General features: G+C 61.0%; 18 protein-coding genes. 8 read left to right on the top strand and 10 right to left on the bottom strand.

Translation table 11 applies throughout. The annotated features are described in order from the left end of the window. Nucleotides 1-3: 3 nt before the first annotated feature. The 3 genes from glcE to AC06G5_RS18525 form a co-directional block, all read right to left on the bottom strand. Nucleotides 4-1,068 (bottom strand): glycolate oxidase subunit GlcE, encoded by a 1,065-nt coding sequence (gene glcE, locus AC06G5_RS18535; protein ID WP_480457970.1) that lies wholly within the window; start codon nt 1,066-1,068, stop codon nt 4-6. Continuing rightward, entirely contained in the window at nt 1,068-2,567 is a 1,500-nt protein-coding gene (gene glcD, locus AC06G5_RS18530; protein WP_480457968.1) for a glycolate oxidase subunit GlcD, read from the bottom strand. The genes glcE and glcD overlap by 1 nt, the downstream gene beginning before the upstream one ends. A 259-nt stretch (nt 2,568-2,826) precedes the next feature. Continuing rightward, the gene (locus AC06G5_RS18525) at nt 2,827-4,590 is read right to left on the bottom strand and encodes an L-lactate permease (protein WP_413428654.1); all 1,764 of its coding nucleotides are present in this window, start codon (nt 4,588-4,590) and stop codon (nt 2,827-2,829) included. Nucleotides 4,591-4,770: 180 nt separating this feature from the next. Here AC06G5_RS18525 and AC06G5_RS18520 point away from each other — a divergent pair, with 180 nt between their 5' ends. Further along, nucleotides 4,771-5,007, top strand: a complete 237-nt coding sequence (locus tag AC06G5_RS18520; RefSeq protein ID WP_413428655.1) for a hypothetical protein — start codon at nt 4,771-4,773, stop codon at nt 5,005-5,007. 38 nt (nt 5,008-5,045) lie between these two features. Here AC06G5_RS18520 and AC06G5_RS18515 read toward each other — a convergent pair whose 3' ends face one another. Beyond that, nucleotides 5,046-5,306, bottom strand: coding sequence for a hypothetical protein (locus AC06G5_RS18515; protein WP_480457966.1), 261 nt, complete (start codon nt 5,304-5,306; stop codon nt 5,046-5,048). 320 nt (nt 5,307-5,626) lie between these two features. On the opposite strand from AC06G5_RS18515, the gene AC06G5_RS18510 reads away from it, so the two are divergent. Then, complete coding sequence (locus AC06G5_RS18510) at nt 5,627-6,694, top strand: hypothetical protein (protein WP_480457964.1); 1,068 nt, start codon at nt 5,627-5,629, stop codon at nt 6,692-6,694. A 16-nt stretch (nt 6,695-6,710) separates the two neighbouring features. Beyond that, nucleotides 6,711-7,064, top strand: coding sequence for a DUF1428 domain-containing protein (locus AC06G5_RS18505; RefSeq protein ID WP_413704555.1), 354 nt, complete (start codon nt 6,711-6,713; stop codon nt 7,062-7,064). A 14-nt stretch (nt 7,065-7,078) separates the two neighbouring features. Here the strand turns inward: AC06G5_RS18505 and AC06G5_RS18500 are convergent, their stop codons facing one another. After that, nucleotides 7,079-7,273, bottom strand: a complete 195-nt coding sequence (locus tag AC06G5_RS18500; RefSeq protein WP_480457962.1) for a hypothetical protein — start codon at nt 7,271-7,273, stop codon at nt 7,079-7,081. A gap of 122 nt (nt 7,274-7,395) precedes the next feature. On the opposite strand from AC06G5_RS18500, the gene thpR reads away from it, so the two are divergent. Continuing rightward, nucleotides 7,396-7,938 (top strand): RNA 2',3'-cyclic phosphodiesterase, encoded by a 543-nt coding sequence (gene thpR, locus AC06G5_RS18495; RefSeq protein ID WP_413428660.1) that lies wholly within the window; start codon nt 7,396-7,398, stop codon nt 7,936-7,938. A gap of 239 nt (nt 7,939-8,177) precedes the next feature. Here the strand turns inward: thpR and AC06G5_RS18490 are convergent, their stop codons facing one another. From AC06G5_RS18490 to AC06G5_RS18470, 5 genes are all read right to left on the bottom strand, one after another. Then, nucleotides 8,178-9,275, bottom strand: coding sequence for a polyamine ABC transporter substrate-binding protein (locus AC06G5_RS18490; RefSeq protein WP_413426881.1), 1,098 nt, complete (start codon nt 9,273-9,275; stop codon nt 8,178-8,180). A gap of 170 nt (nt 9,276-9,445) precedes the next feature. Further along, a complete protein-coding gene (locus AC06G5_RS18485) occupies nt 9,446-10,330 on the bottom strand; it encodes an ABC transporter permease subunit (protein WP_413426879.1) in 885 nt (294 codons plus the stop codon). Next, nucleotides 10,327-11,241, bottom strand: a complete 915-nt coding sequence (locus tag AC06G5_RS18480; RefSeq protein ID WP_413704557.1) for an ABC transporter permease subunit — start codon at nt 11,239-11,241, stop codon at nt 10,327-10,329. The genes AC06G5_RS18485 and AC06G5_RS18480 overlap by 4 nt, the downstream gene beginning before the upstream one ends. Next, complete coding sequence (gene potA / locus AC06G5_RS18475; RefSeq protein ID WP_111286908.1) at nt 11,238-12,380, bottom strand: polyamine ABC transporter ATP-binding protein; 1,143 nt, start codon at nt 12,378-12,380, stop codon at nt 11,238-11,240. Before potA ends, AC06G5_RS18480 begins: the two co-directional genes overlap by 4 nt. A gap of 349 nt (nt 12,381-12,729) precedes the next feature. Beyond that, the gene (locus AC06G5_RS18470) at nt 12,730-13,491 is read right to left on the bottom strand and encodes a gamma-glutamyl-gamma-aminobutyrate hydrolase family protein (RefSeq protein WP_413426875.1); all 762 of its coding nucleotides are present in this window, start codon (nt 13,489-13,491) and stop codon (nt 12,730-12,732) included. A gap of 283 nt (nt 13,492-13,774) precedes the next feature. Between AC06G5_RS18470 and AC06G5_RS18465 the strand changes: the two genes are divergently transcribed. The 4 genes from AC06G5_RS18465 (at nt 13,775) to AC06G5_RS18450 (ending at nt 19,108) form a co-directional block, all read left to right on the top strand. Further along, on the top strand, nt 13,775-15,151 hold the full coding sequence (locus AC06G5_RS18465; protein ID WP_008019695.1) for a glutamine synthetase family protein: 1,377 nt from the start codon (nt 13,775-13,777) through the stop codon (nt 15,149-15,151). 203 nt (nt 15,152-15,354) lie between these two features. Beyond that, entirely contained in the window at nt 15,355-16,845 is a 1,491-nt protein-coding gene (locus tag AC06G5_RS18460) for an aldehyde dehydrogenase (protein WP_480457957.1), read from the top strand. 53 nt (nt 16,846-16,898) lie between these two features. Further along, nucleotides 16,899-18,197, top strand: a complete 1,299-nt coding sequence (locus AC06G5_RS18455; RefSeq protein ID WP_413426871.1) for an NAD(P)/FAD-dependent oxidoreductase — start codon at nt 16,899-16,901, stop codon at nt 18,195-18,197. Nucleotides 18,198-18,559: 362 nt separating this feature from the next. Beyond that, on the top strand, nt 18,560-19,108 hold the full coding sequence (locus AC06G5_RS18450; RefSeq protein WP_007975263.1) for a cupin domain-containing protein: 549 nt from the start codon (nt 18,560-18,562) through the stop codon (nt 19,106-19,108). Nucleotides 19,109-19,472: the final 364 nt, after the last annotated feature.

The raw sequence follows: 19,472 nt of genomic DNA, 5'->3' as shown, positions 1-19,472 counted from the left end.
GGTTCAAAGCTCCGCGTACAGGCGTCCGGGGTTGAAGATGCCCCGTGGATCGAGCTGTTGTTTCAGGTTGCGGTGATAACGCATCAGGGCCGGGGGCAGCGGCTGGAACGGGGTGTCGGTCAGGCCGTGGCTGAAACAGGTGGCATGGCCGCCGACCTCGTCGACGACCTGGCGGATGAACGCCGCTTCGGCATCGGATTTCAACCAGCGCTGGGCGCCTCCCCAGTCGAGCAACTGGCGACCCGGCAACGTCAGGCATGGCGTGTTGTGTGGCAGTGACAGGCGCCAAAGCGGCTGGTCTTGATCGAAGAAACTCAAGCGCTGCTCGTTGAGATCGTCCCAGTATGAAGCGTCCAGCCGTTCGCCACCGAGGCGGTCATGGGCCGCCGCCACCGAACCTTCACCGCCCTCGAGCCGCAGGTGCAGGCGTGAACCGTCGTGACAGGCGGCACTGATCGGCAACGGTTGCTGGCCCCATTCTGCCAGGCGCAATAAGGCCTGTGCGGTGTCCATTTCCAGGCTGATACTGAGGCACTGCCGGGGTTTGGGCAGCACTTTGAGCGAGACTTCGGTGATCAGCCCGAGGCAGCCGTAACTGCCGGCCATCAGGCGCGACAGGTCGTAGCCGGCGACGTTTTTCATCACCTCGCCACCGAAGCGCAACAGCTTGCCTTGCCCGGTGATGACCCGCGTGCCGAGTACGAAATCGCGCACCGAGCCGACCCAAGGACGCCGAGGTCCGGACAACCCGCAGGCGATCATTCCGCCGACTGTGGCACCGTCGCCAAAGGCCGGCGGTTCGCAGGGCAGCATCTGTTGCGCGGCATCGAGCACCTGCGTCAGCTGCGCCAACGGCGTGCCGCAACGGGCGGTGATCACCAGTTCAGTCGGGTCGTAACTGACGATGCCCCGGTGCGAGCGGGTATCGAGAATTTCCCCGGCCGTGGCACGCCCGAGGAAGCCCTTGCTGTTGGATCCCTGAAGGCGCAACGGCGTGGCGTTTTCCAGCGCCTGGTTGACCTGTTCCAGCAGCGACTGGCTGTCATCGAAATCTTCAGGGCCGCGCATCAGAAACGCTCCAGCTCAGGGAAGGGCAATTGCCCGCCGTGCACGTGCATGGCACCGAATTCGGCGCAGCGGTGCAGGGTCGGAATGTTCTTGCCGGGGTTGAGCAGGCCGCTCGGGTCGAAGGCGGCTTTGATGGCATGGAACAGGGTCAGCTCATCGCTGTTGAACTGCGCGCACATCTGGTTGATCTTCTCGCGACCCACGCCGTGTTCACCGGTGATGCTGCCGCCGACTTTCACGCACAACTCCAGAATCCTGCCACCCAGGGCTTCGGCCCGATCAAGTTCACCGGGTTGATTGGCGTCGAATAGAATCAACGGATGCATGTTGCCGTCACCGGCGTGGAACACGTTCGCCACCCGCAGGCCGTATTCGTTCGAGAGCTCGGCGATGGCCTGCAGCACGCCGGGCAGTTCGCGACGGGGGATGGTGCCGTCCATGCAGTAATAGTCCGGCGACAGGCGGCCCACTGCCGGGAAGGCATTCTTGCGCCCGGCCCAGAAACGCACGCGTTCGGCTTCGTCTTTCGCCTGACGCAATTCGATTGCGCCGGCCTGTTGCAGTACCTGGCGCACCCGCTCGCAGTCATCCTGGACATCGGCTTCCACACCATCGAGCTCGCACAGCAGAATGGCCTGGGCGTCCACCGGATAACCGGCGTGGATGAAGTCCTCGGCGGCGCGGATGGCCAGGTTGTCCATCATTTCCAGGCCTCCGGGGATGATGCCGGCAGCGATGATGTCGCCGACGGCACGGCCGGCTTTTTCCACGGAGTCGAAGGCTGCCAGCAGCACTTTGGCGGTCTGCGGTTTGGGCAGCAGCTTGACCGTGACTTCGGTGATGACCCCGAGCAGGCCTTCGGAGCCGGTGAACAGCGCCAGCAGGTCGAAACCGGGGGCATCGAGGGCGTTGGAGCCCAGGCTCAGGTGCTCGCCGTCGACGGTGAGGATGTCGACCTTCAGCACGTTGTGCACGGTCAGGCCGTATTTCAGGCAGTGCACGCCACCGGCGTTTTCCGCCACGTTGCCGCCGATGGAACAGGCGATTTGCGAGGACGGATCCGGCGCGTAATACAGGCCGAACGGTGCCGCCGCCTGGGAAATCGCCAGATTGCGTACGCCGGGTTGAACCCGCGCAGTACGGGCGGCGGGGTCGATGTGCAGGATGTTGTTGAAGCGCGCCATCACCAGCAGCACGCCTTTCTCCAAAGGCAAGGCGCCACCGGACAAACCGGTGCCCGCGCCACGGGCCACGACGGGGACGTGCCGTTCATGACAGACGCGCAGCACCCCTTGCACTTCGTCGATGTATCGGGGCAGCACCACCAGCATCGGCGTGGTGCGGTAGGCCGAGAGCCCGTCGCATTCGTAGGGCTTGAGTTCCTCCTGGTGATGGAGGATTTCCAGATTCGGCAAGCGGGATTTCAGGGCGTGCAACAGCGCCTGCCTGTCGACGTCGGGCAGGGCGCCGTCAACGCGTTCATCGTAGAGAATGTTCATGGGTTGACGATTCTCGCTGGAGGCCACTGACCTTCATCATTGGCCTGAGACGGCCGGCTGTCCATGGGATGTTTGTCCGCACGACAGACCATTCATTCAATAAAAACCACTCGCCAATGTGGGAGCGGCGGTGCGGCGATCCGACTTGCTCGCGAAGAGGGAGTGTCAGTCGAAGACATTGCCGTCTGACACACCGCCTTCGCGAGCAAGCCCGCTCCCACAGGGATCAGGCTCAAGCAGAATGACGCGTGTATTCGATTTAATGTCCTCCCACCACCATATGGCTGAACGGCGCGACGTAGGCCTGCAACGTCACCAGTCCACCGACCAGTATCGCCAGCACGATCGAGTGGAAGAACACGTAGCGCAGGATTTCCCCTTCATGGCCGTACCAGCGGGTGGCGGTGGAGGCGACCACGATCGACTGGGCGTCGACCATCTTGCCCATGACCCCGCCGGAACTGTTGGCGGCGGCCATCAACACCGGGCTGATGCCCAACTGTTCGGAGGTCACCCGTTGCAAGCCGCCGAACAGCACGTTGGACGCCGTGTCCGAACCGGTCAACGCCACGCCGAGCCAGCCGAGCAGGGTGCCGAACATGGGGTAGAAGATGCCCGTCGCGGCGAAGGCCAGGCCCATGGTCGCATCCAGGCCGGAGTAGCGCGTGAGGAAGCCCAGGGCAAGCATTGCCGCAATGGTGATCAGCGAGTAGCGCACCACCCACAGGGTGCGCAGGTACTGGTGGATCAGTTGCGGGATCGAGTAACCCATCAGCAAGCCGCCGACAATCGCCGCCAGCAGAATGCCGCTGCCGGTAGCGGTGAACCAGGTGAACTTGTACACCGCTTCCTCGGGTTTCGGCGCCGCCACCACCGGCGGGACCTTTACCACTTGCAAGTGCAAGGTACTGAACGTCAAGACCGGCGCAAACACCGGGTTCGCCTCGCGCAATGGTTTACCCTGGGGGTCGAGTTTGGCGGCGCTGGTTTGCGGGTCGATGGCAGGGCGGGTGTCGAAGGTGTTCTTGAAGCCCTGGGTGCCCCAGATGAAGACGAAGATCGTGAGGATGATCCACGGCATCCACGCCCGCATCACCGCCGGTTTTGCCTCATTGGCAAAGGTTGCAGTCGGTACCGGCTTTTCGTCGTGCTCGGCGTCGATCTTCGTGTTGTCGACCCGGCCGGACAGGGCGGCGGAAGTGTGTACCGTGGCCGGCTTCCACACCCTGAGGAAACCGGCCAGGCAGGCCATGGAAATCAGTGCGGCGATCACATCCACCAGCATCGGCCCGTGATAGTTGGACACGAGGAACTGCGGCACGGCAAAACTGACCCCGGCCACGAGGATCGCCGGCCAGATTTCCAGCATCTTGCGCCAGCCGGCAAAGGCCCAGATCAGCCAGAACGGCACCAGTACCGAGAAGAACGGCAACTGCCGGCCGACCATCATCGACAGCTCCATTTCATCCAGCCCGGTGACCTTGGCCAGGGTGATGATCGGCGTGCCGAGGGCGCCGAACGCAACAGGGGCGGTGTTGGCGATCAGCGCCAGACCTGAAGCGGCGAGCGGCGAAAACCCCAGCCCGATCAGAATCGCGCCAGTCACCGCCACCGGCGTACCGAAACCGGCCGCTCCTTCGAAAAACGCACCGAAGCAGAAGGCGATCAGCAGCAATTGCAGGCGCCGGTCATCGGTGATGCGCGCCAGGGAGTCTTGCAGCACCTTGAACGAGCCGTTCTCGGTGGTCAGGCGGTGCAGGAAGATGATGTTCAACACAATCCAGCCAATCGGCAGCAGACCGTTGGCTGCCCCGAACAGCGCCGCGGAGCCTGCCATGTTTGCCGGCATGCCGAAGGCGAAGATCGCGATCAGCAAGGCCGAGGTCAGGGCGAGCAACGCCGCCAGGTGCGCCTTGACATGGAAAAAAGCGAGGGACGCCAGCATCACCACCACCGGTACGGCGGCCATGATGGTTGAAAGCACCGGATTGCCGAACGGATCGTAGACTTGCTGCCAGACCATGTTCCACCTCTGCTTTTTATTGTTGAACGTGCAGATCCCCTGGGGGGGAGGTGGTCTTGAGTATAGGTGGCATTGCGCCGCTGTCAGGGCAGGCCTCTGGTCCAGCAGGTCTACGCAGTTGCGGGGGCTGAGCTAGCATTGCCGGTAGACTCGCAATCCACAGGCGGGAGGAAAGCAGCAATGACTGAGCGCCATGAGGTCCACAAGGAAACGCTGTCGAACGGATGCCGGATTGAAGTCAAGGCCGAGATATTGAAGGACGGTTCATTGGGCATGTTCATTGGTGTCTATTGGCCGGACGGCACCGTCATCAATGAGAACCACGATCCACGGCCGCACATGATGGACATGGAGGCGGCGATGGATTGGGGGATCGATATTGCCAAGGGGATTGGCAACAGCCAGCGAACGTTGTGAGCGCTTCCCGTTCGAGCCCGGGTGACCGGCGGTCGCTGTCAGAACCCGAACGAACGGGCCGAGCCTTTTGCAAGCTCTACATCCAGTAGATGCTCGACCAGCACGTCATTCAGAAAACGGAACTGATCATTGAGCCCGACCACTTCGTTGCTGAAGTGATGATCGGCTGCCGGAATCAGCAACGCCTCGAAATTTTTGTCGAACATCAGAGTCAACTCTTTACGTGACTCGAATTCCTGCGCGCAGAAATTGTTGCCGAACACCGGGAAACGCACGGCGAGGGTGACGGTGTGAATCATGACGTTTGCTCCTCGCTCAGGACGTACCAGGAAAACACACCCAAAGTGAACGCCGTCAGGGCCAGGCAGGTCAGCAGATGGATCAGCATGATATTCCCCTCCGATTCGGGGTTTCGTGTTGGCCTGGGATCGATCCTACGCTGACGGCCATCAAGCGGAAGGCAATCGCGGCGATGGTGATTATCGACGCAAGTGATGGTGGTTTTTGTGCTGTTGATGCGGGTCCCTTCGCGGCTTCGGGAGCACCGCCACCTATACTTAAACCGAAAGTTTCGTGTGTCAGGCATTCCGCCCGGTACCAACTGCAGGAAACCGCCATCTTGAACCTGCGTTCGCTGATCATTGCCGTGCTGGTGGTGTTGGCGGGGTGTGCTACGCCTGTGCGCGCGCCAGTGGAAGTGGCACCGGTCATCGTCGTTCCTGCCAGCACCTGGCAACAAGTGGACCGGGAGATCGTCGCCGCGTCGCAGGCGGCGACCGAGGAGACCAAAATCTACGCCCGCGGCGCCATGGAATACTGGCGCACACGGGTCTATGAATTGACCGAACAGAATTTCATTCCGTGGTTCAGCAGTTACTGGACCCAGGAATGGCTGTCGATGAAGGTCAGCTGGTACACCATCAGCGCCAAGGGTGAGCAGGATGTCGTGGAAAAACACCTGGCGGCGTACCTGCTCGAAGCCTATCAGGAGAAGGTCCTGGCCCCGGCGGCCGTGGACGTCGATCCCGATGCGATTCTCGGCCTGGCAGCGGCGTTCTATGTCGATATCCTCAAGGAAGAGCTGCAGAAAATCTCCCACCGCCACAGCGTGCCGATGGCCCAGCTCAACGGGCGCATCCAGAAAGTCCCGGCCATCGCCCTCGGGCCTCCGCCGACGAGGGACGCCTCGTTGTACCAGGTCGTGCACACCGAACCGCTGAACTCCTTGCCGGCCTTCGCCGCGCTGATCGACAAAGTCCATAAGGCCGGTGGCGACAAGGGCGTGGGCTCGACCGATACCGCGATGGCGCCGGTGGCCAGGCGCGCCAGCCGGCGCATGGAAGCCGAGATGGCCCCGCGCGGGGCCGCCAGCGCCGTGGCCGCAGCGACCGGGAAACTGGCCGGTGGCTTGATCACGCTAGGGGTGGCTGGCATTCGCGCATTCATCCAGGCCTTTGACCGGCCCGATAGCGAGGCGCTGATTCGCCGTAGCCTGGGCAATACCTTCGACAAGGCCTGGACCAAACTGGTGCAGAGCCCGACCAGCGGCGTCATGGCCGCCACGCTTTACATGGCGGCGCAGATCGAAGGCAGCCTGGCGGACCGCACTGCACCGCCGGTCGGTTTGGGCACCGGCACTGTCGATCGGACGCCAGCGCAACCGACTATCCAGCAGCACACCCCATGATCCAAGGAGAGCACTCATGTCTTACGTCGATGGTTTTATCGCTGCCGTACCCACCGCCAACCGTGAGCAATACATCAAGCACGCCGAAATCGCCGCTTCGATCTTCAAGGAAAACGGTGCCTTGAGCGTGGTCGAATGCTGGGGCGAAGACGTGCCGGAGGGCAAGGTCACATCGTTCCCGATGGCGGTGAAACTCAAGGACGGCGAAACCGTGGCTTTTGGCTGGATCATCTGGCCGGACAAGGCCACCCGTAATGCCGGGATGGACAAGATGATGCAGGACCCGCGCATGCAGCCGAACGTCAATCCGATGCCATTTGACGGTCAGCGCCTGGTGTACGGCGGGTTTGAAATACTCCTCAAAGTCTGACGCCAGCCTTGGGATCACTCCGGCGTCGGGGTGATCCTGCAACTCTTGCGCTGCTGAATCTCGTCGTCCGTCGGCCGCTCGCGGATGAATTCGAAGCGCGGCTCACCCTCGCTGTAATGCACCAGCCAGCCCCATTCCAGCTTGAGTTCGTCCTGACCTGGCTCGGGCGGTCTGGCCCACCATGGCTCTTTGCTGAGGATCTGTCGCATGGTCCCCTCCGCTTTTTCGGGATGCTAGAACTATAACGCGCCTGCCGGACGGTGCCAGAAATGCGCTGGCCGGTACGCGAGGGTTGAGTACACTCAGGCAGTCTTCCCAAGAGGTGTCCGGCATGAGCGACGAATCCCGCGAGCCGTTCAAGCGTCTGTTCTTTGCGCTCGATTGCGCTCCTGCCCAGCGCCGGGACATCGCCCAGTGGCGCAGTGCGCTGCAACTGCGCAACGGGCGGCCAGTGCCGGCGGAAAACTTTCACCTGACGCTGAAGTTTCTGGGGGCGGTGGGTGTGGCGCAGATTGCCGACATCTGCACCGCTGCGGCGTCCATCCGCACACCGGGCGAGCGCTTGACGGTGGTACTGGACCGGCTGGACGTGTGGCGCAGGGCGGGGGCGCTGGTGCTCGCGCCGGAGCAGGCGCCCCCGGCATTGCTGCGATTGGTGTATGCGCTGGAACAGGCGATGTTGCCGTTCGGTCTGGAGGAAGCACCCAGGGAATACCGTCCGCACCTGACCCTGGCACGGCAGTATCGGGCGCCGGTGCCGGAGTCCGCGACCGCGCCGCAATTTTTCCTGCGTGCCGACCGCTTCGCCCTGTTCGAATCCCACAAAGGCCGCTATCGGACTCTGGCCGAATGGCCTTTGATTGATCCCCAATAAAAAGGGCGCCCGAAGGCGCCAAACTTCACCTTGACCGAGGGAGCCCAGGTGAGGCCGTTCTACTGCAGGAGAGGCAGCGGTGGTAAGGCGCTGCGTGAACGGAAAAGGTTGGAACACCACCACTCCTTGTGGGAGCGGGCTTGCTCGCGAAGAGGCCATCACCATTCAATATTAATGGTGGCTGGCACACCGCTTTCGCGAGCAAGCCCGCTCCCACACTTGATCGGTGGGGTTCTGGATTACTGGCCCAACTTCACCTTGGTCCAGCCACGGGTCATGATCCGCTGGATGGCGATCGGCTGGTCTGGCACGGCATAGAGCGTGGCCATCACCGCTTCCGGCGGGTAGGAGCCCGGATCGTTGCGGATCGCTTCATCGACCAACGGCGTGGCCGCCGCGTTGGCGTTGCTGTAGCCGATGTTGTTGGTGATGTCGGCGATCACGTCGGGGCGCATCAGGAAGTTCATGAACAGGTAAGCGTTCTCGACGTTGGCGGCATCGCGGGGGATGGCGAGCATGTCGTAGAAACTGGCGGCGCCTTCTTTCGGGATGCTGTAGTCGATCTTCACCTTGTCCCCGGCTTCCTGGGCGCGGGCCTTGGCCTGCAGCACGTCGCCGGAGTAACCCACGGCCACGCAGATGTTGCCGTTGGCCAGGTCCGAGATGTATTTCGACGAATGGAAGTACGCCACGTTCGGGCGAATCTTCATGAACAGCGCCTCGGCTTCGGCGATGTGCTGTTTGTCCTGATCGTTCACCGGGTAGCCCAGGTAGTGCAGGGCGGTCGGGAGCATTTCTGTCGGCGAGTCGAGGAAGCTGATGCCGCAGGCTTTGAGCTTCTCGGCGTTTTCCGGTTTGAACAGCAGGTCCCAGGAATTGGTCGGAGCGTTGCTGCCGAGCACTTCCCTGACCTTCTGCGGGTTGAAGCCGATGCCGATCGAGCCCCACATGTACGGGATGGCATGAGCGTTTTCGGGATCGCTCGCGGAGGCGTTCTTCAGCAGCACCGGGTTGAGGTTTTTCCAGTTCGGCAGCTTCGATTTGTCCAGCGTCTGGTAGACGCCGGCCTTGATCTGCTTGGCCAGGAAACTGTTGGACGGCACGACGATGTCGTAGCCGGATTTGCCCGCCAGCAGGCGTGCTTCAAGGGTCTCGTTGCTGTCGAACACATCGTAGGTCACCTGGATGCCGGTCTCGTCTTCAAACTTCTTGACGGTATCCGGGCCAATGTAATCCGACCAGTTGTAGACGCGCAGAACCTTGTCATTGGCCTGGGCGCCAGTGGCGATCGCGCCCAATAAGGACAGTGTCAGCAGAGTCCTGCCAAACATTTTCATCGGTACAACTCCATTTCTTTTCTTATTCAAATCACACAGTAAATAAGCTTTCACGCTCCTTGTAGGAGCGAGCTTGCTCGCGAAAAACTCAAGGACGACGCGTTCATTCAGATAGCCCGCGTCATCGTTGATGGCCATCGCGAGCATGCTCGCTCCTACAGGGGGCGGCCTCAGGCCGCTGCTTCTGCCATTTGCTTTTTCGGTTGTTGCCAGGATTCGCTGGCGGTCTGGTCCATGGCTTCCTGGATCGCGCGCTTGCGGCTTTCTTCGGCACGACGGCTGAAGTACCAGACCATGAAGGTCACGATCGACACCGCCAGCAGAATCAGGCTGGCCACGGCGTTGATCTCGGGCTTCACGCCCAGGCGCACCGCCGAGAACACTTCCATCGGCAGGGTCGTGGAACCAGGTCCCGACACGAAGCTCGCCAGTACCAGGTCATCCAGCGACAGGGCGAACGACATCATGCCGCCCGCCGCCAGTGATGGCGCGATCATCGGGATGGTGATCAGGAAAAACACCTTGAACGGCTTCGCACCCAGGTCCATGGCCGCTTCTTCGATGGACAGGTCCAGCTCGCGAAGGCGGGCGGAGACTACCACCGCCACGTAGGCTGCACAAAACGTGGTGTGGGCGATCCAGATGGTGACGATGCCGCGTTCCTGCGGCCAGCCGATCAGTTGCGCCATGGCCACGAACAGCAGCAACAGCGACAGACCGGTGATCACTTCAGGCATCACCAGCGGCGCGGTGACCAGGCCACCGAACAGGGTACGACCCTTGAAGCGTGTAACGCGGGTCAACACGAACGCGGCTAACGTCCCTAGTGCGACTGCTGCGACGGCGGTATAGCAGGCGATTTCCAGCGAGCGCACCACCGAACCCATCAGTTGCGAGTTGTCGAGCAGGCCGGCGTACCACTTGATCGACCAGCCACCCCACACCGTCACCAGCTTCGAGGCGTTGAACGAGTAGATCACCAGGATCAGCATCGGCAGGTAGATAAACGACAGGCCGAAAATCAGCATGAACTTTGAAAATCCGAAGCGTTTCATCCCCGTGCCTCCATCTCTTTGGCCTGGCTGCGGTTGAACAGCAGAATCGGCACAATCAGGATCAACAGCATTACCACCGCCAGGGCAGACGCCACCGGCCAGTCGCGGTTGTTGAAGAACTCTTGCCACAACACACGGCCGATCATCAGGGTTTCCGGACCGCCGAGCAGTTCAGGAATCACGAACTCACCGACCACCGGAATGAACACCAGCATGCAGCCGGCGATGATGCCGTTCTTGGCCAGCGGCACGGTGATTTTCCAGAAGCTGTTGAACGTGCTTGAACCCAGGTCCGATGCGGCTTCCAGCAGGCTCTGGTCATGCTTGACCAGGTTGGCGTACAGCGGCAGCACCATGAACGGCAGGTACGCGTACACCACGCCGATGTAGACGGCAGTGTTGGTGTTGAGGATCTCGATCGGGTGCGACGTCAGGCCGGTCCACATCAGGAACGCGTTGAGCAGGCCGTTGTTGCTGAGGATGCCCATCCACGCATAGACGCGGATCAGGATCGCGGTCCAGGTCGGCATCATGATCAGCAGCATCAGCACGTTCTGCGCTTCCTTGCTGGCCTTGGTGATGGCGTAGGCCATCGGGAAACCGATCACCAGGCACATCAGGGTGCTGAACAGCGCGACCTTCAACGAACCCAGGTAAGCGGAGAGGTACAGCTCATCTTCGCCCAGCAGGGAATAGTTGCCGATGTTGAGCAACAGCTGGAATTTCTGCTCGGCGTAGGTGTAGATCTCCGAGTAGGGCGGAATGGCCAGGGCCGCTTCCGAGAAGCTGATCTTCATCACCAGGAAGAACGGCAACATGAAGAACAGGAACAACCAGATGAAGGGAATCCCGATGACGAACTTGCGCCCGCTGGGGACCAGTCTCAGAAATTGCTGATTGAAGGTTTTCATGCGCGCAGTACCACGCCGCTGTCGTCTTCCCACCACACGTAGACCTGATCGTCCCAGGTCGGACGTGCGCCACGGCGTTCGGCGTTGGCCATGAACGACTGGACGATCTTGCCGCCAGGCAGCTCGACGTAGAACACCGAGTGGCCGCCGAGGTAGGCGATGTCATGCACCTTGCCGCTGGACCAGTTGTAGCGGTTCTCCGGCTTGACGGTGCTGACCAGCAGTTTTTCCGGGCGGATCGCGTAGGTGATCGATTTGTCCTGCACCGAGGTGCTGACGCCGTGGCCGACGTAGATCTTCTGCTCCAGGTCCGGGCTGTGGATGATCGCGTGACCTTCCAGGTCTTCAACCACGGTGCCGTCGAAGGCGTTCACGTTGCCGATGAATTCGCAGACCATGCGGCTGACGGGGGCTTCATAGATGTCGACCGGGCTGCCGATCTGGGCGATCCAGCCCAGGTGCATGATCGCGATGCGCTGGGCCATGGTCATGGCCTCTTCCTGGTCGTGGGTCACCATCACGCAGGTCACGCCCACGCGCTCGATGATTTCCACCAGCTCCAGCTGCATTTGCGAGCGCAACTTCTTGTCCAAGGCGCCCATCGGTTCGTCGAGCAGCAGCAGCTTCGGACGCTTGGCCAGGGAACGGGCCAGGGCCACGCGTTGACGCTGGCCGCCGGACAGTTGGTGCGGCTTGCGCTTGGCGTATTGGGTCATGTGCACCAGCCGCAGCATCTCCTGCACGCGGGCTTCGATTTCGGCCGCTGGCAAACGGTCCTGCTTGAGGCCAAAGGCGATGTTCTGCGCCACCGTCATGTGCGGGAACAGCGCGTAGGACTGGAACATCATGTTGATCGGTCGTTCGTACGGCGGCATGTCGGTGATGTCGACACCGTCGAGCAGAATCCGGCCTTCGGTCGGGCGCTCGAAACCGGCGAGCATGCGCAGCAGGGTCGATTTGCCGGAGCCGGAACCACCGAGCAGGGCGAAGATTTCACCCTGGTGGATTTCCAGGGACACATCGTCCACCGCGGTGGTTTCGTCGAATTTCTTGGTGACGCGATCGACTTTCACCAACACCTTTTTCGGTGCCTGGTGACCTTCAATAGCCTTCCTGTAGATGCTGGAGGCGTTTGCCATGTGAAACTCCCAACAGGTTTCAGTCGCCAGGCCAACACGGCCCGGCTTAATAGTGGATTGCAAACCCGGTGGCGGGTGTGACACGCAACCTGTGGGAGCGGGCTTGCTCGCGAAAGCGGTGTATCAGATAACAATGGTGTCGACTGACACTCCGCCTTCGCGAGCAAGCCCGCTCCCACATGGAACGTGCTTGCCTGACCCAAACCGCTCGGGTTTATTCGGCGCCGCCATCCTGGCTGCCTTTCGTACTTGTTGTTATTGCAGTGTGTTGTTGTCGCGGGTGACGGACGCGCAAAGGCACGCCCGCCCGACCCGCGGGGGCAGAAAATCGTTTGTCAGTGTTTTTTCGTCAGCCCGAGTGACGCAGCGCTGCCCGTTGCCGGCAGGCTTCGCCGAACGCCTGGAAAATACTCAAATAAGGAGGGTTGTTCAGGACTTGCCATTCCGGGTGCCATTGCACGCCGAGGGCGAAGGCCTTGCTGTTCTCCACCGACACCGCCTCGATCAAGCCATCGGGTGCGACGGCTTCGGCACGCAGGCCGGGCGCCAGGCGGTCGATGCCCTGGCTGTGAATCGAGTTGACCTGGAACACCGCCGGCAGGTCCAGCGCTTCGAACACGCCGCCGGGCTGCACACTCACCCCATGGGCCGGCGCGTATTGCACGGCCAGGTCCGGGTGACTGGCTTCACGGTGATCAAGGAAGCCTGGGAGTTCATGGACTTTCTGATGCAGGCTGCCACCGAACGCCACGTTCATTTCCTGGAAACCCCGGCAGATGCCGAGGACCGGAACGCCGGCTGCGATGGCTGCGCGGATCAGCGGCAGGGTGGTGCGGTCCCGTTGCGGATCGTGCTCCGTACCGGGGGCGCTGTCCGGGCCTTGATAGTGGAAGGGTTCCACGTTCGACGGCGAGCCGGTCAGCAACAGACCGTCGAGCTGCGGCAGCAGGTCATCGATTTCGGTCAGGTCGCCTAAGGAAGGAATAACGACAGGCAGCCCCAGCGCCGCGACGCTGACAGCACGCAAGTACTTGTCGCCGCTGATGTGGTAGGGGTGCAGGCCAATCTGTTTGACGCACGCAGTAACGCCGATCAATGGCTTGAGTGCCATTTTTATCACCTCGAAGTTTCACACTTGAACGAGCTTTTCCGGAGCTTAGCCTTGTTGATTTTAATTAACAACTCTCATGTAAAAAATTCTAAACGCCGCACGTCCGATCTTCAGGGTTTACGCGTGTTTGAGGGCTTGTCTGGCACTCTCGTCCTTCTGAGAGGCCCGAAAATATACGCTGAACGGCTGAGTGTTCGCTATTGACTTCACTTTGCCTTTCGGATTGACTGGGCTCGTGAAAGGGCGGTGAACATAATAATTAACAGTAAAAAATAGGTGCATCATGTCGGTCCCTCTGCGTGCCGTTCAACTCAACGAAGCAAACGCATTCCTTAAGAAACATCCTGAGGTTTTGTACGTCGACCTTCTGATTGCGGATATGAACGGTGTGGTGCGCGGCAAGCGCATCGAGCGCACCAGTCTTCATAAGGTTTACGAGAAAGGCATCAACCTGCCGGCGTCTCTGTTTGCTCTGGACATCAACGGTTCCACGGTGGAAAGCACCGGCCTGGGTCTGGACATCGGCGACTCCGACCGGATCTGCTACCCAATCCCGGGCACCCTGAGCATCGAACCCTGGCAGAAGCGCCCGACTGCGCAACTGCTGATGACCATGCACGAACTCGAAGGCGAGCCATTCTTCGCCGATCCGCGGGAAGTGCTGGCCAATATCGTGCGCAAGTTCGACGACATGGGCCTGACCATCTGCGCCGCGTTCGAACTGGAGTTCTACCTGATCGACCAGGACAACGTGAACGGTCGTCCGCAATCGCCACGTTCGCCGGTATCGGGCAAGCGTCCGATGTCGACCCAGGTGTACCTGATCGACGACCTCGACGAATACGTCGACTGTCTGCAAGACATCCTCGAAGGCGCGAAAGAGCAGGGCATCCCGGCTGACGCCATCGTCAAGGAAAGCGCCCCGGCGCAGTTCGAAGTCAACCTGCACCACGTGGCTGACCCGATCAAGGCGTGCGACTACGCGGTCCTGCTCAAGCGTCTGGTGAAGAACATCGCCTACGACCACGAGATGGACACCACCTTCATGGCCAAGCCGTATCCGGGCCAGGCAGGTAACGGTCTGCACGTGCACATTTCGATTCTCGACAAGGAAGGCAACAACATCTTTGCCAGCGAGGATCCCGAGCAGAACGCCGCGCTGCGTCACGCGATCGGCGGTGTGCTCGAGACCCTGCCGGCGCAGATGGCGTTCCTCTGCCCGAACGTCAACTCGTACCGTCGTTTCGGCGCGCAGTTCTATGTGCCGAACTCGCCGAGCTGGGGCATCGACAACCGCACCGTGGCTGTCCGTGTACCGACCGGCTCAAAGGATGCCGTGCGCATCGAGCATCGTGTAGCCGGTGCCGACGCCAACCCGTATCTGCTGATGGCTTCGGTATTGGCGGGCGTGCACCACGGCCTGACCAACCAGATCGAACCGGGCGCTCCGGTGGAAGGCAACAGCTACGAGCAGAACGAGCAGAGCCTGCCGAACAACCTGCGCGATGCCCTGCGCGAACTGGACGACAGCGAAGTCATGGCGCGCTACATCGACCCGATGTACATCGACGTGTTCGTGGCGTGCAAGGAAAGCGAGCTGGCCGAGTTCGAGAACTCCATCTCCGACCTTGAGTACAACTGGTACCTGCATACCGTTTAAGACGGATCACACCGATCAACTGTGGGAGCGGCGGTGCGGCGTTCCGACTTGCTCGCGAAGACGGCGGCACAGTCAACACTGATGTCGCTTGATACACCGCCTTCGCGAGCAAGCCCGCTCCCACAGGGGACCGTATTTCCAAGGTCGTAATTGGTTGGCGTTCAATCCGGCGACCACCTATTCCCCTGCGTCGAGTCACAACCATGACAAACACTCGCAGCGATTGGGAGCAACGCTTCCAGTCCCTCTCCATTGAAGGTCGCGCATTCATTGACGGCCAATACTGCGCGGCCGCCAGTGGCGCCACGTTCGAATGCATCAGCCCGGTAGACGGTCGTTTCCTGGCAAACGTCGCCAGCACCGACGAAGCTGACGCCAATGCGGCGGTCGCCGTGGCGCGCCGCGCGTTCGAGTCCGGCGTCTGGGCCAACCTGGCCCCGGCCGAGCGCAAGCGTGTCCTGATCCGTTTTGCCGACCTGATTCTGGCAAACCGTGAAGAACTGGCCCTGCTCGAAACCCTCGACATGGGCAAGCCGATCAGCGATTCCATGAGCATCGACATTCCAGCGACCGCCAACGCGATCCGCTGGACCGCCGAAGCCATCGACAAGATCTACGACGAAGTCGCCGCCACACCCCAGGATCAGCTTGGCCTGGTGACGCGCGAAGCAGCCGGCGTGGTCGCGGCTATCGTGCCGTGGAACTTCCCGTTGATCATGGCCAGCTGGAAATTCGCTCCGGCTCTGGCGATGGGCAACTCGTTCATCCTCAAGCCTTCGGAAAAGTCTCCGCTGACCGCGATCCGCATCGCGCAGCTGGCGCTGGAAGCGGGCATCCCGAAAGGCGTGTTCAACGTCCTGCCGGGCTACGGCCACACCGTCGGCAAGGCGTTGGCGCTGCACCTGGACGTCGACGTGCTGGCCTTCACCGGCTCCACGGCGATCGCCAAGCAACTGATGATCTACGCCGGGCAAAGCAACATGAAACGCGTCTGGGCCGAAGCGGGGGGCAAGAGCGCCAACGTGGTGTTTGCCGATGCGCCGGATTTGCGCGCGGCAGCACAGGCCGCAGCCGGTGCCATTGCCTTCAACCAGGGCGAAGTCTGCACCGCCGGTTCGCGCCTGCTGGTGGAGCGCTCGATTCGCGAGCAGTTCATCCCGCTGCTGGTGGAAGCCCTGCAAGCCTGGAAGCCGGGCCACGCCCTCGATCCTGCAACCACCGTCGGCGCGGTCGTCGACCAGCGTCAACTGGACAACGTGCTGCGCTACATCGGTATCGGCAAAGAGCAGGGCGCTCAGTTGATCGCTGGCGGCAGCCGCACCCTCGAAGACACCGGTGGCCAGTACGTGGAACCGACGATTTTCGACGGCGTGACCAATGCCATGACCATCGCCCAGGAAGAAATCTTCGGCCCGGTGCTGTCGGTCATTACCTTCGACACCGCTGAAGAAGCTCTGGCGATTGCCAACGACAGCATCTACGGCCTGGCCGCAGGCGTATGGACCAGCAACCTGAGCAAGGCCCATACCTTCGCCCGTGCCCTGCGTGCCGGCAGCGTCTGGGTCAACCAGTACGACGGCGGCGACATGACCGCGCCGTTCGGCGGGTTCAAGCAGTCGGGTAACGGTCGGGACAAATCGCTGCACGCGTTCGACAAGTACACCGAACTCAAAGCGACCTGGATCAAGCTCTAAGACCTTTTAAACGGCGGTCGCCTGCACGTTGCCGGCGGCCATCGGAGAAACCTATGAAACAAGATTCTGTTAAACAAAAGCATGTAGACAGCTACTACGCCGCCACCCGCAACTTCACCGGCGATTTCCCGGTGCTGGAAGGAGCGGTGGACTGCGACGTCTGCGTGATCGGCGCCGGCTACACCGGTCTGTCCTCGGCGCTGTTCCTCGCTGAAGCGGGCTACAGCGTGACCGTGCTGGAAGCGGCCAAGGTCGGTTTCGGCGCCAGCGGTCGCAACGGCGGCCAACTGGTCAACTCCTACAGCCGCGACGTCGATGTCATCGAAGAGCGCTACGGCGACAAGACCGCCGAAATCCTCGGCAGCATGATTTTCGAAGGCGCCGACATCATTCGTCAGCGCATACAGCACTACGACATCCAGTGTGATTACCGTCCCGGCGGCATCTTCGCGGCGATGAACAAGAAGCAACTCAAGGGCCTGGCCGAACAGAAGAAGAGCTGGGAACGCTACGGCAACAAGAATCTGAAAATGCTCGATGCGGCTGACATCAAGCGTGAAATCGGTTCCGATGCCTACGTCGGCGGCCTGCTGGACATGCAGGGCGGCCACATTCACCCGCTGAACCTGGCCCTCGGCGAAGCCTCGGCCATCATCGGCCTGGGCGGCAAGATCTACGAGCAGTCGGCGGCGGTGGAGATCAACTACGGCGAGCCGATCACCGTGCGCACCGCCAAAGGCCTGGTGCGGGCCAAGTACCTGTTGATCGCCGGTAACGCCTACCTGCCACAGGGCCTCGACAACCGCGTGACCAGCAAGAGCATGCCGTGCGGTTCGCAGATCGTCGTTACCGAGCCATTGTCGGAAAAACAGGCCCGCAGCCTGATCAAGAACAACTACTGCGTCGAAGACTGCAACTACCTGCTCGACTACTACCGTCTGACCGCAGACAACCGCCTGCTGTACGGCGGCGGCGTGGTCTACGGCGCTCGTGAACCGGACGACATCGAACAACTGATCCGTCCGAAGATCCTCAAGACCTTCCCGCAACTCAAGGACGTGAAGATCGACTACCGCTGGACCGGCAACTTCCTGCTGACCATGTCGCGCATGCCGCAATTCGGCCGTATCGAGAAAAACGCCTACTACATGCAGGGCTACAGCGGCCACGGCGTCACGTGCTCGCACCTGGCCGGCAAACTGATCTCGGAAATGATCCGTGGCGACGCCGAGCGCTTCGATGCGTTTGCCTCGCTGCCGCACATGCCGATGATCGGCGGGCGCACTTTCTCCGCGCCGTTGACCGCCCTCGGTGCCGTGTACTACTCGCTGCGCGACCGTTTCGGGATCTAGGCTTTACCTCGCCGGCGGCCGCCCCAAAAGGGTGCCGCCGGTTTTTTTATACCAGAAACACCGCGGTCCCCTGTGGGAGCGGGCTTGCTCGCGAAGAGGTCATCTCGGCCAAAATTGATGGCGCCTGACACACCGCTTTCGCGAGCAAGCCCGCTCCCACAGGTTGTGCAACTTCGTGGCAAATGGCTATTTTTCCAGCCGTTTATCGAACCTGCTGAGCATTACGAACAAACGTGATTTAATAGCCGCCTTTCACGTTTCCGGGAGCGGAAAACGGCGTGATCCGCGCCTGCACTCCACCCCTCCATTATCCCTGCAGGAGCGAGCTTGCTCGCTCCTGCAGGTTGGCGCATAAGGCTGTCATGGACACGGGCTCACGACTCAAATTAGTACGCGAAAGCTACAAACTGTCCCAGCGCGAGCTGGCCCGGCGTAGCGGCGTCACCAATGCAACCATCTCCCTGATCGAACAGAATCGGGTCAGTCCTTCCGTCAGCTCCCTGAAAAAGTTGCTGGAGGGCATCCCCATGTCCCTGGCCGACTTCTTCACCTTCGATCAGCCACCGCGCGAACACCAGTACGTCTTCCGCGCCAACGAACAGCCCGACCTCGGCCGCCATGGCCTGCGCCTGCTGCTGATCGGCGCTTCCGTGCCGAGCCGGCAGATGCGCCTGCTGCGCGAGCAATACGCGCCGGGCGCCAGTTCGGGTGAAGAGCCGATCGTGCATTCCGAAGGCGAGGAGTGTGGGTTGGTGACACGGGGTACCGTGGAGTTGACCGTGGACGGACAGGTAAGCGTGCTGAATGCCGGGGATGGCTATTACTTCCCGACGACCTTGCCGCATCGGTTTCGCAATATCGGGGCGGATGAGGCCGAGATTATCAGTGCCAACACGCCGGCGAACTTCTGACGGCGCGCAAGGATAATCAGCTGGTTGGTTGAAACGGCTTTTATCGAGTGGAACAAAAAATCCGATGCCTGTTCAGGGATCGGATTTTTTTTGTTTTGGTGGTGCCCGCTTTGGTCAGTTTCAATTGTTGTAATCCACCTTGGTCGTTAATTGTTTCCTGATGTAATACGCCGAAGGTAAGTATTTTTCACAGTAAAAGCGGTGCCTTTATTGCTGTAAATAGATATTTGTCGAAGTGTTTTGTATTTCAAATTATCGGTCCTTCGCCTTGACTGTAGGTTGTTTCATAAATTGTGTAGGGTAATTCCTACTTGGCGTGTAGGTAGTGTTTGCCTAAAAGGGTCGGAAGCATCTGAATCGTATT

The sequence above is a fragment of the Pseudomonas sp. WT-JTC genome (assembly GCF_056711565.1).
Note: the sequence above shows the minus strand (reverse complement) of the source record. Positions and strands in the feature narration are given on the sequence as shown.

Coding starts and splice junctions, on each gene's coding strand:
- glcE (WP_480457970.1), bottom strand. CDS start 1,068: ATGCGCGGCCCTGAAGATTTCGATGACAGCCAGTCGCTGCTGGAACAG.
- glcD (WP_480457968.1), bottom strand. CDS start 2,567: ATGAACATTCTCTACGATGAACGCGTTGACGGCGCCCTGCCCGACGTC.
- AC06G5_RS18525 (WP_413428654.1), bottom strand. CDS start 4,590: ATGGTCTGGCAGCAAGTCTACGATCCGTTCGGCAATCCGGTGCTTTCA.
- AC06G5_RS18520 (WP_413428655.1), top strand. CDS start 4,771: ATGACTGAGCGCCATGAGGTCCACAAGGAAACGCTGTCGAACGGATGC.
- AC06G5_RS18515 (WP_480457966.1), bottom strand. CDS start 5,306: ATGATTCACACCGTCACCCTCGCCGTGCGTTTCCCGGTGTTCGGCAAC.
- AC06G5_RS18505 (WP_413704555.1), top strand. CDS start 6,711: ATGTCTTACGTCGATGGTTTTATCGCTGCCGTACCCACCGCCAACCGT.
- AC06G5_RS18500 (WP_480457962.1), bottom strand. CDS start 7,273: ATGCGACAGATCCTCAGCAAAGAGCCATGGTGGGCCAGACCGCCCGAG.
- thpR (WP_413428660.1), top strand. CDS start 7,396: ATGAGCGACGAATCCCGCGAGCCGTTCAAGCGTCTGTTCTTTGCGCTC.
- AC06G5_RS18490 (WP_413426881.1), bottom strand. CDS start 9,275: ATGAAAATGTTTGGCAGGACTCTGCTGACACTGTCCTTATTGGGCGCG.
- AC06G5_RS18485 (WP_413426879.1), bottom strand. CDS start 10,330: ATGAAACGCTTCGGATTTTCAAAGTTCATGCTGATTTTCGGCCTGTCG.
- AC06G5_RS18480 (WP_413704557.1), bottom strand. CDS start 11,241: ATGAAAACCTTCAATCAGCAATTTCTGAGACTGGTCCCCAGCGGGCGC.
- potA (WP_111286908.1), bottom strand. CDS start 12,380: ATGGCAAACGCCTCCAGCATCTACAGGAAGGCTATTGAAGGTCACCAG.
- AC06G5_RS18470 (WP_413426875.1), bottom strand. CDS start 13,491: ATGGCACTCAAGCCATTGATCGGCGTTACTGCGTGCGTCAAACAGATT.
- AC06G5_RS18465 (WP_008019695.1), top strand. CDS start 13,775: ATGTCGGTCCCTCTGCGTGCCGTTCAACTCAACGAAGCAAACGCATTC.
- AC06G5_RS18460 (WP_480457957.1), top strand. CDS start 15,355: ATGACAAACACTCGCAGCGATTGGGAGCAACGCTTCCAGTCCCTCTCC.
- AC06G5_RS18455 (WP_413426871.1), top strand. CDS start 16,899: ATGAAACAAGATTCTGTTAAACAAAAGCATGTAGACAGCTACTACGCC.
- AC06G5_RS18450 (WP_007975263.1), top strand. CDS start 18,560: ATGGACACGGGCTCACGACTCAAATTAGTACGCGAAAGCTACAAACTG.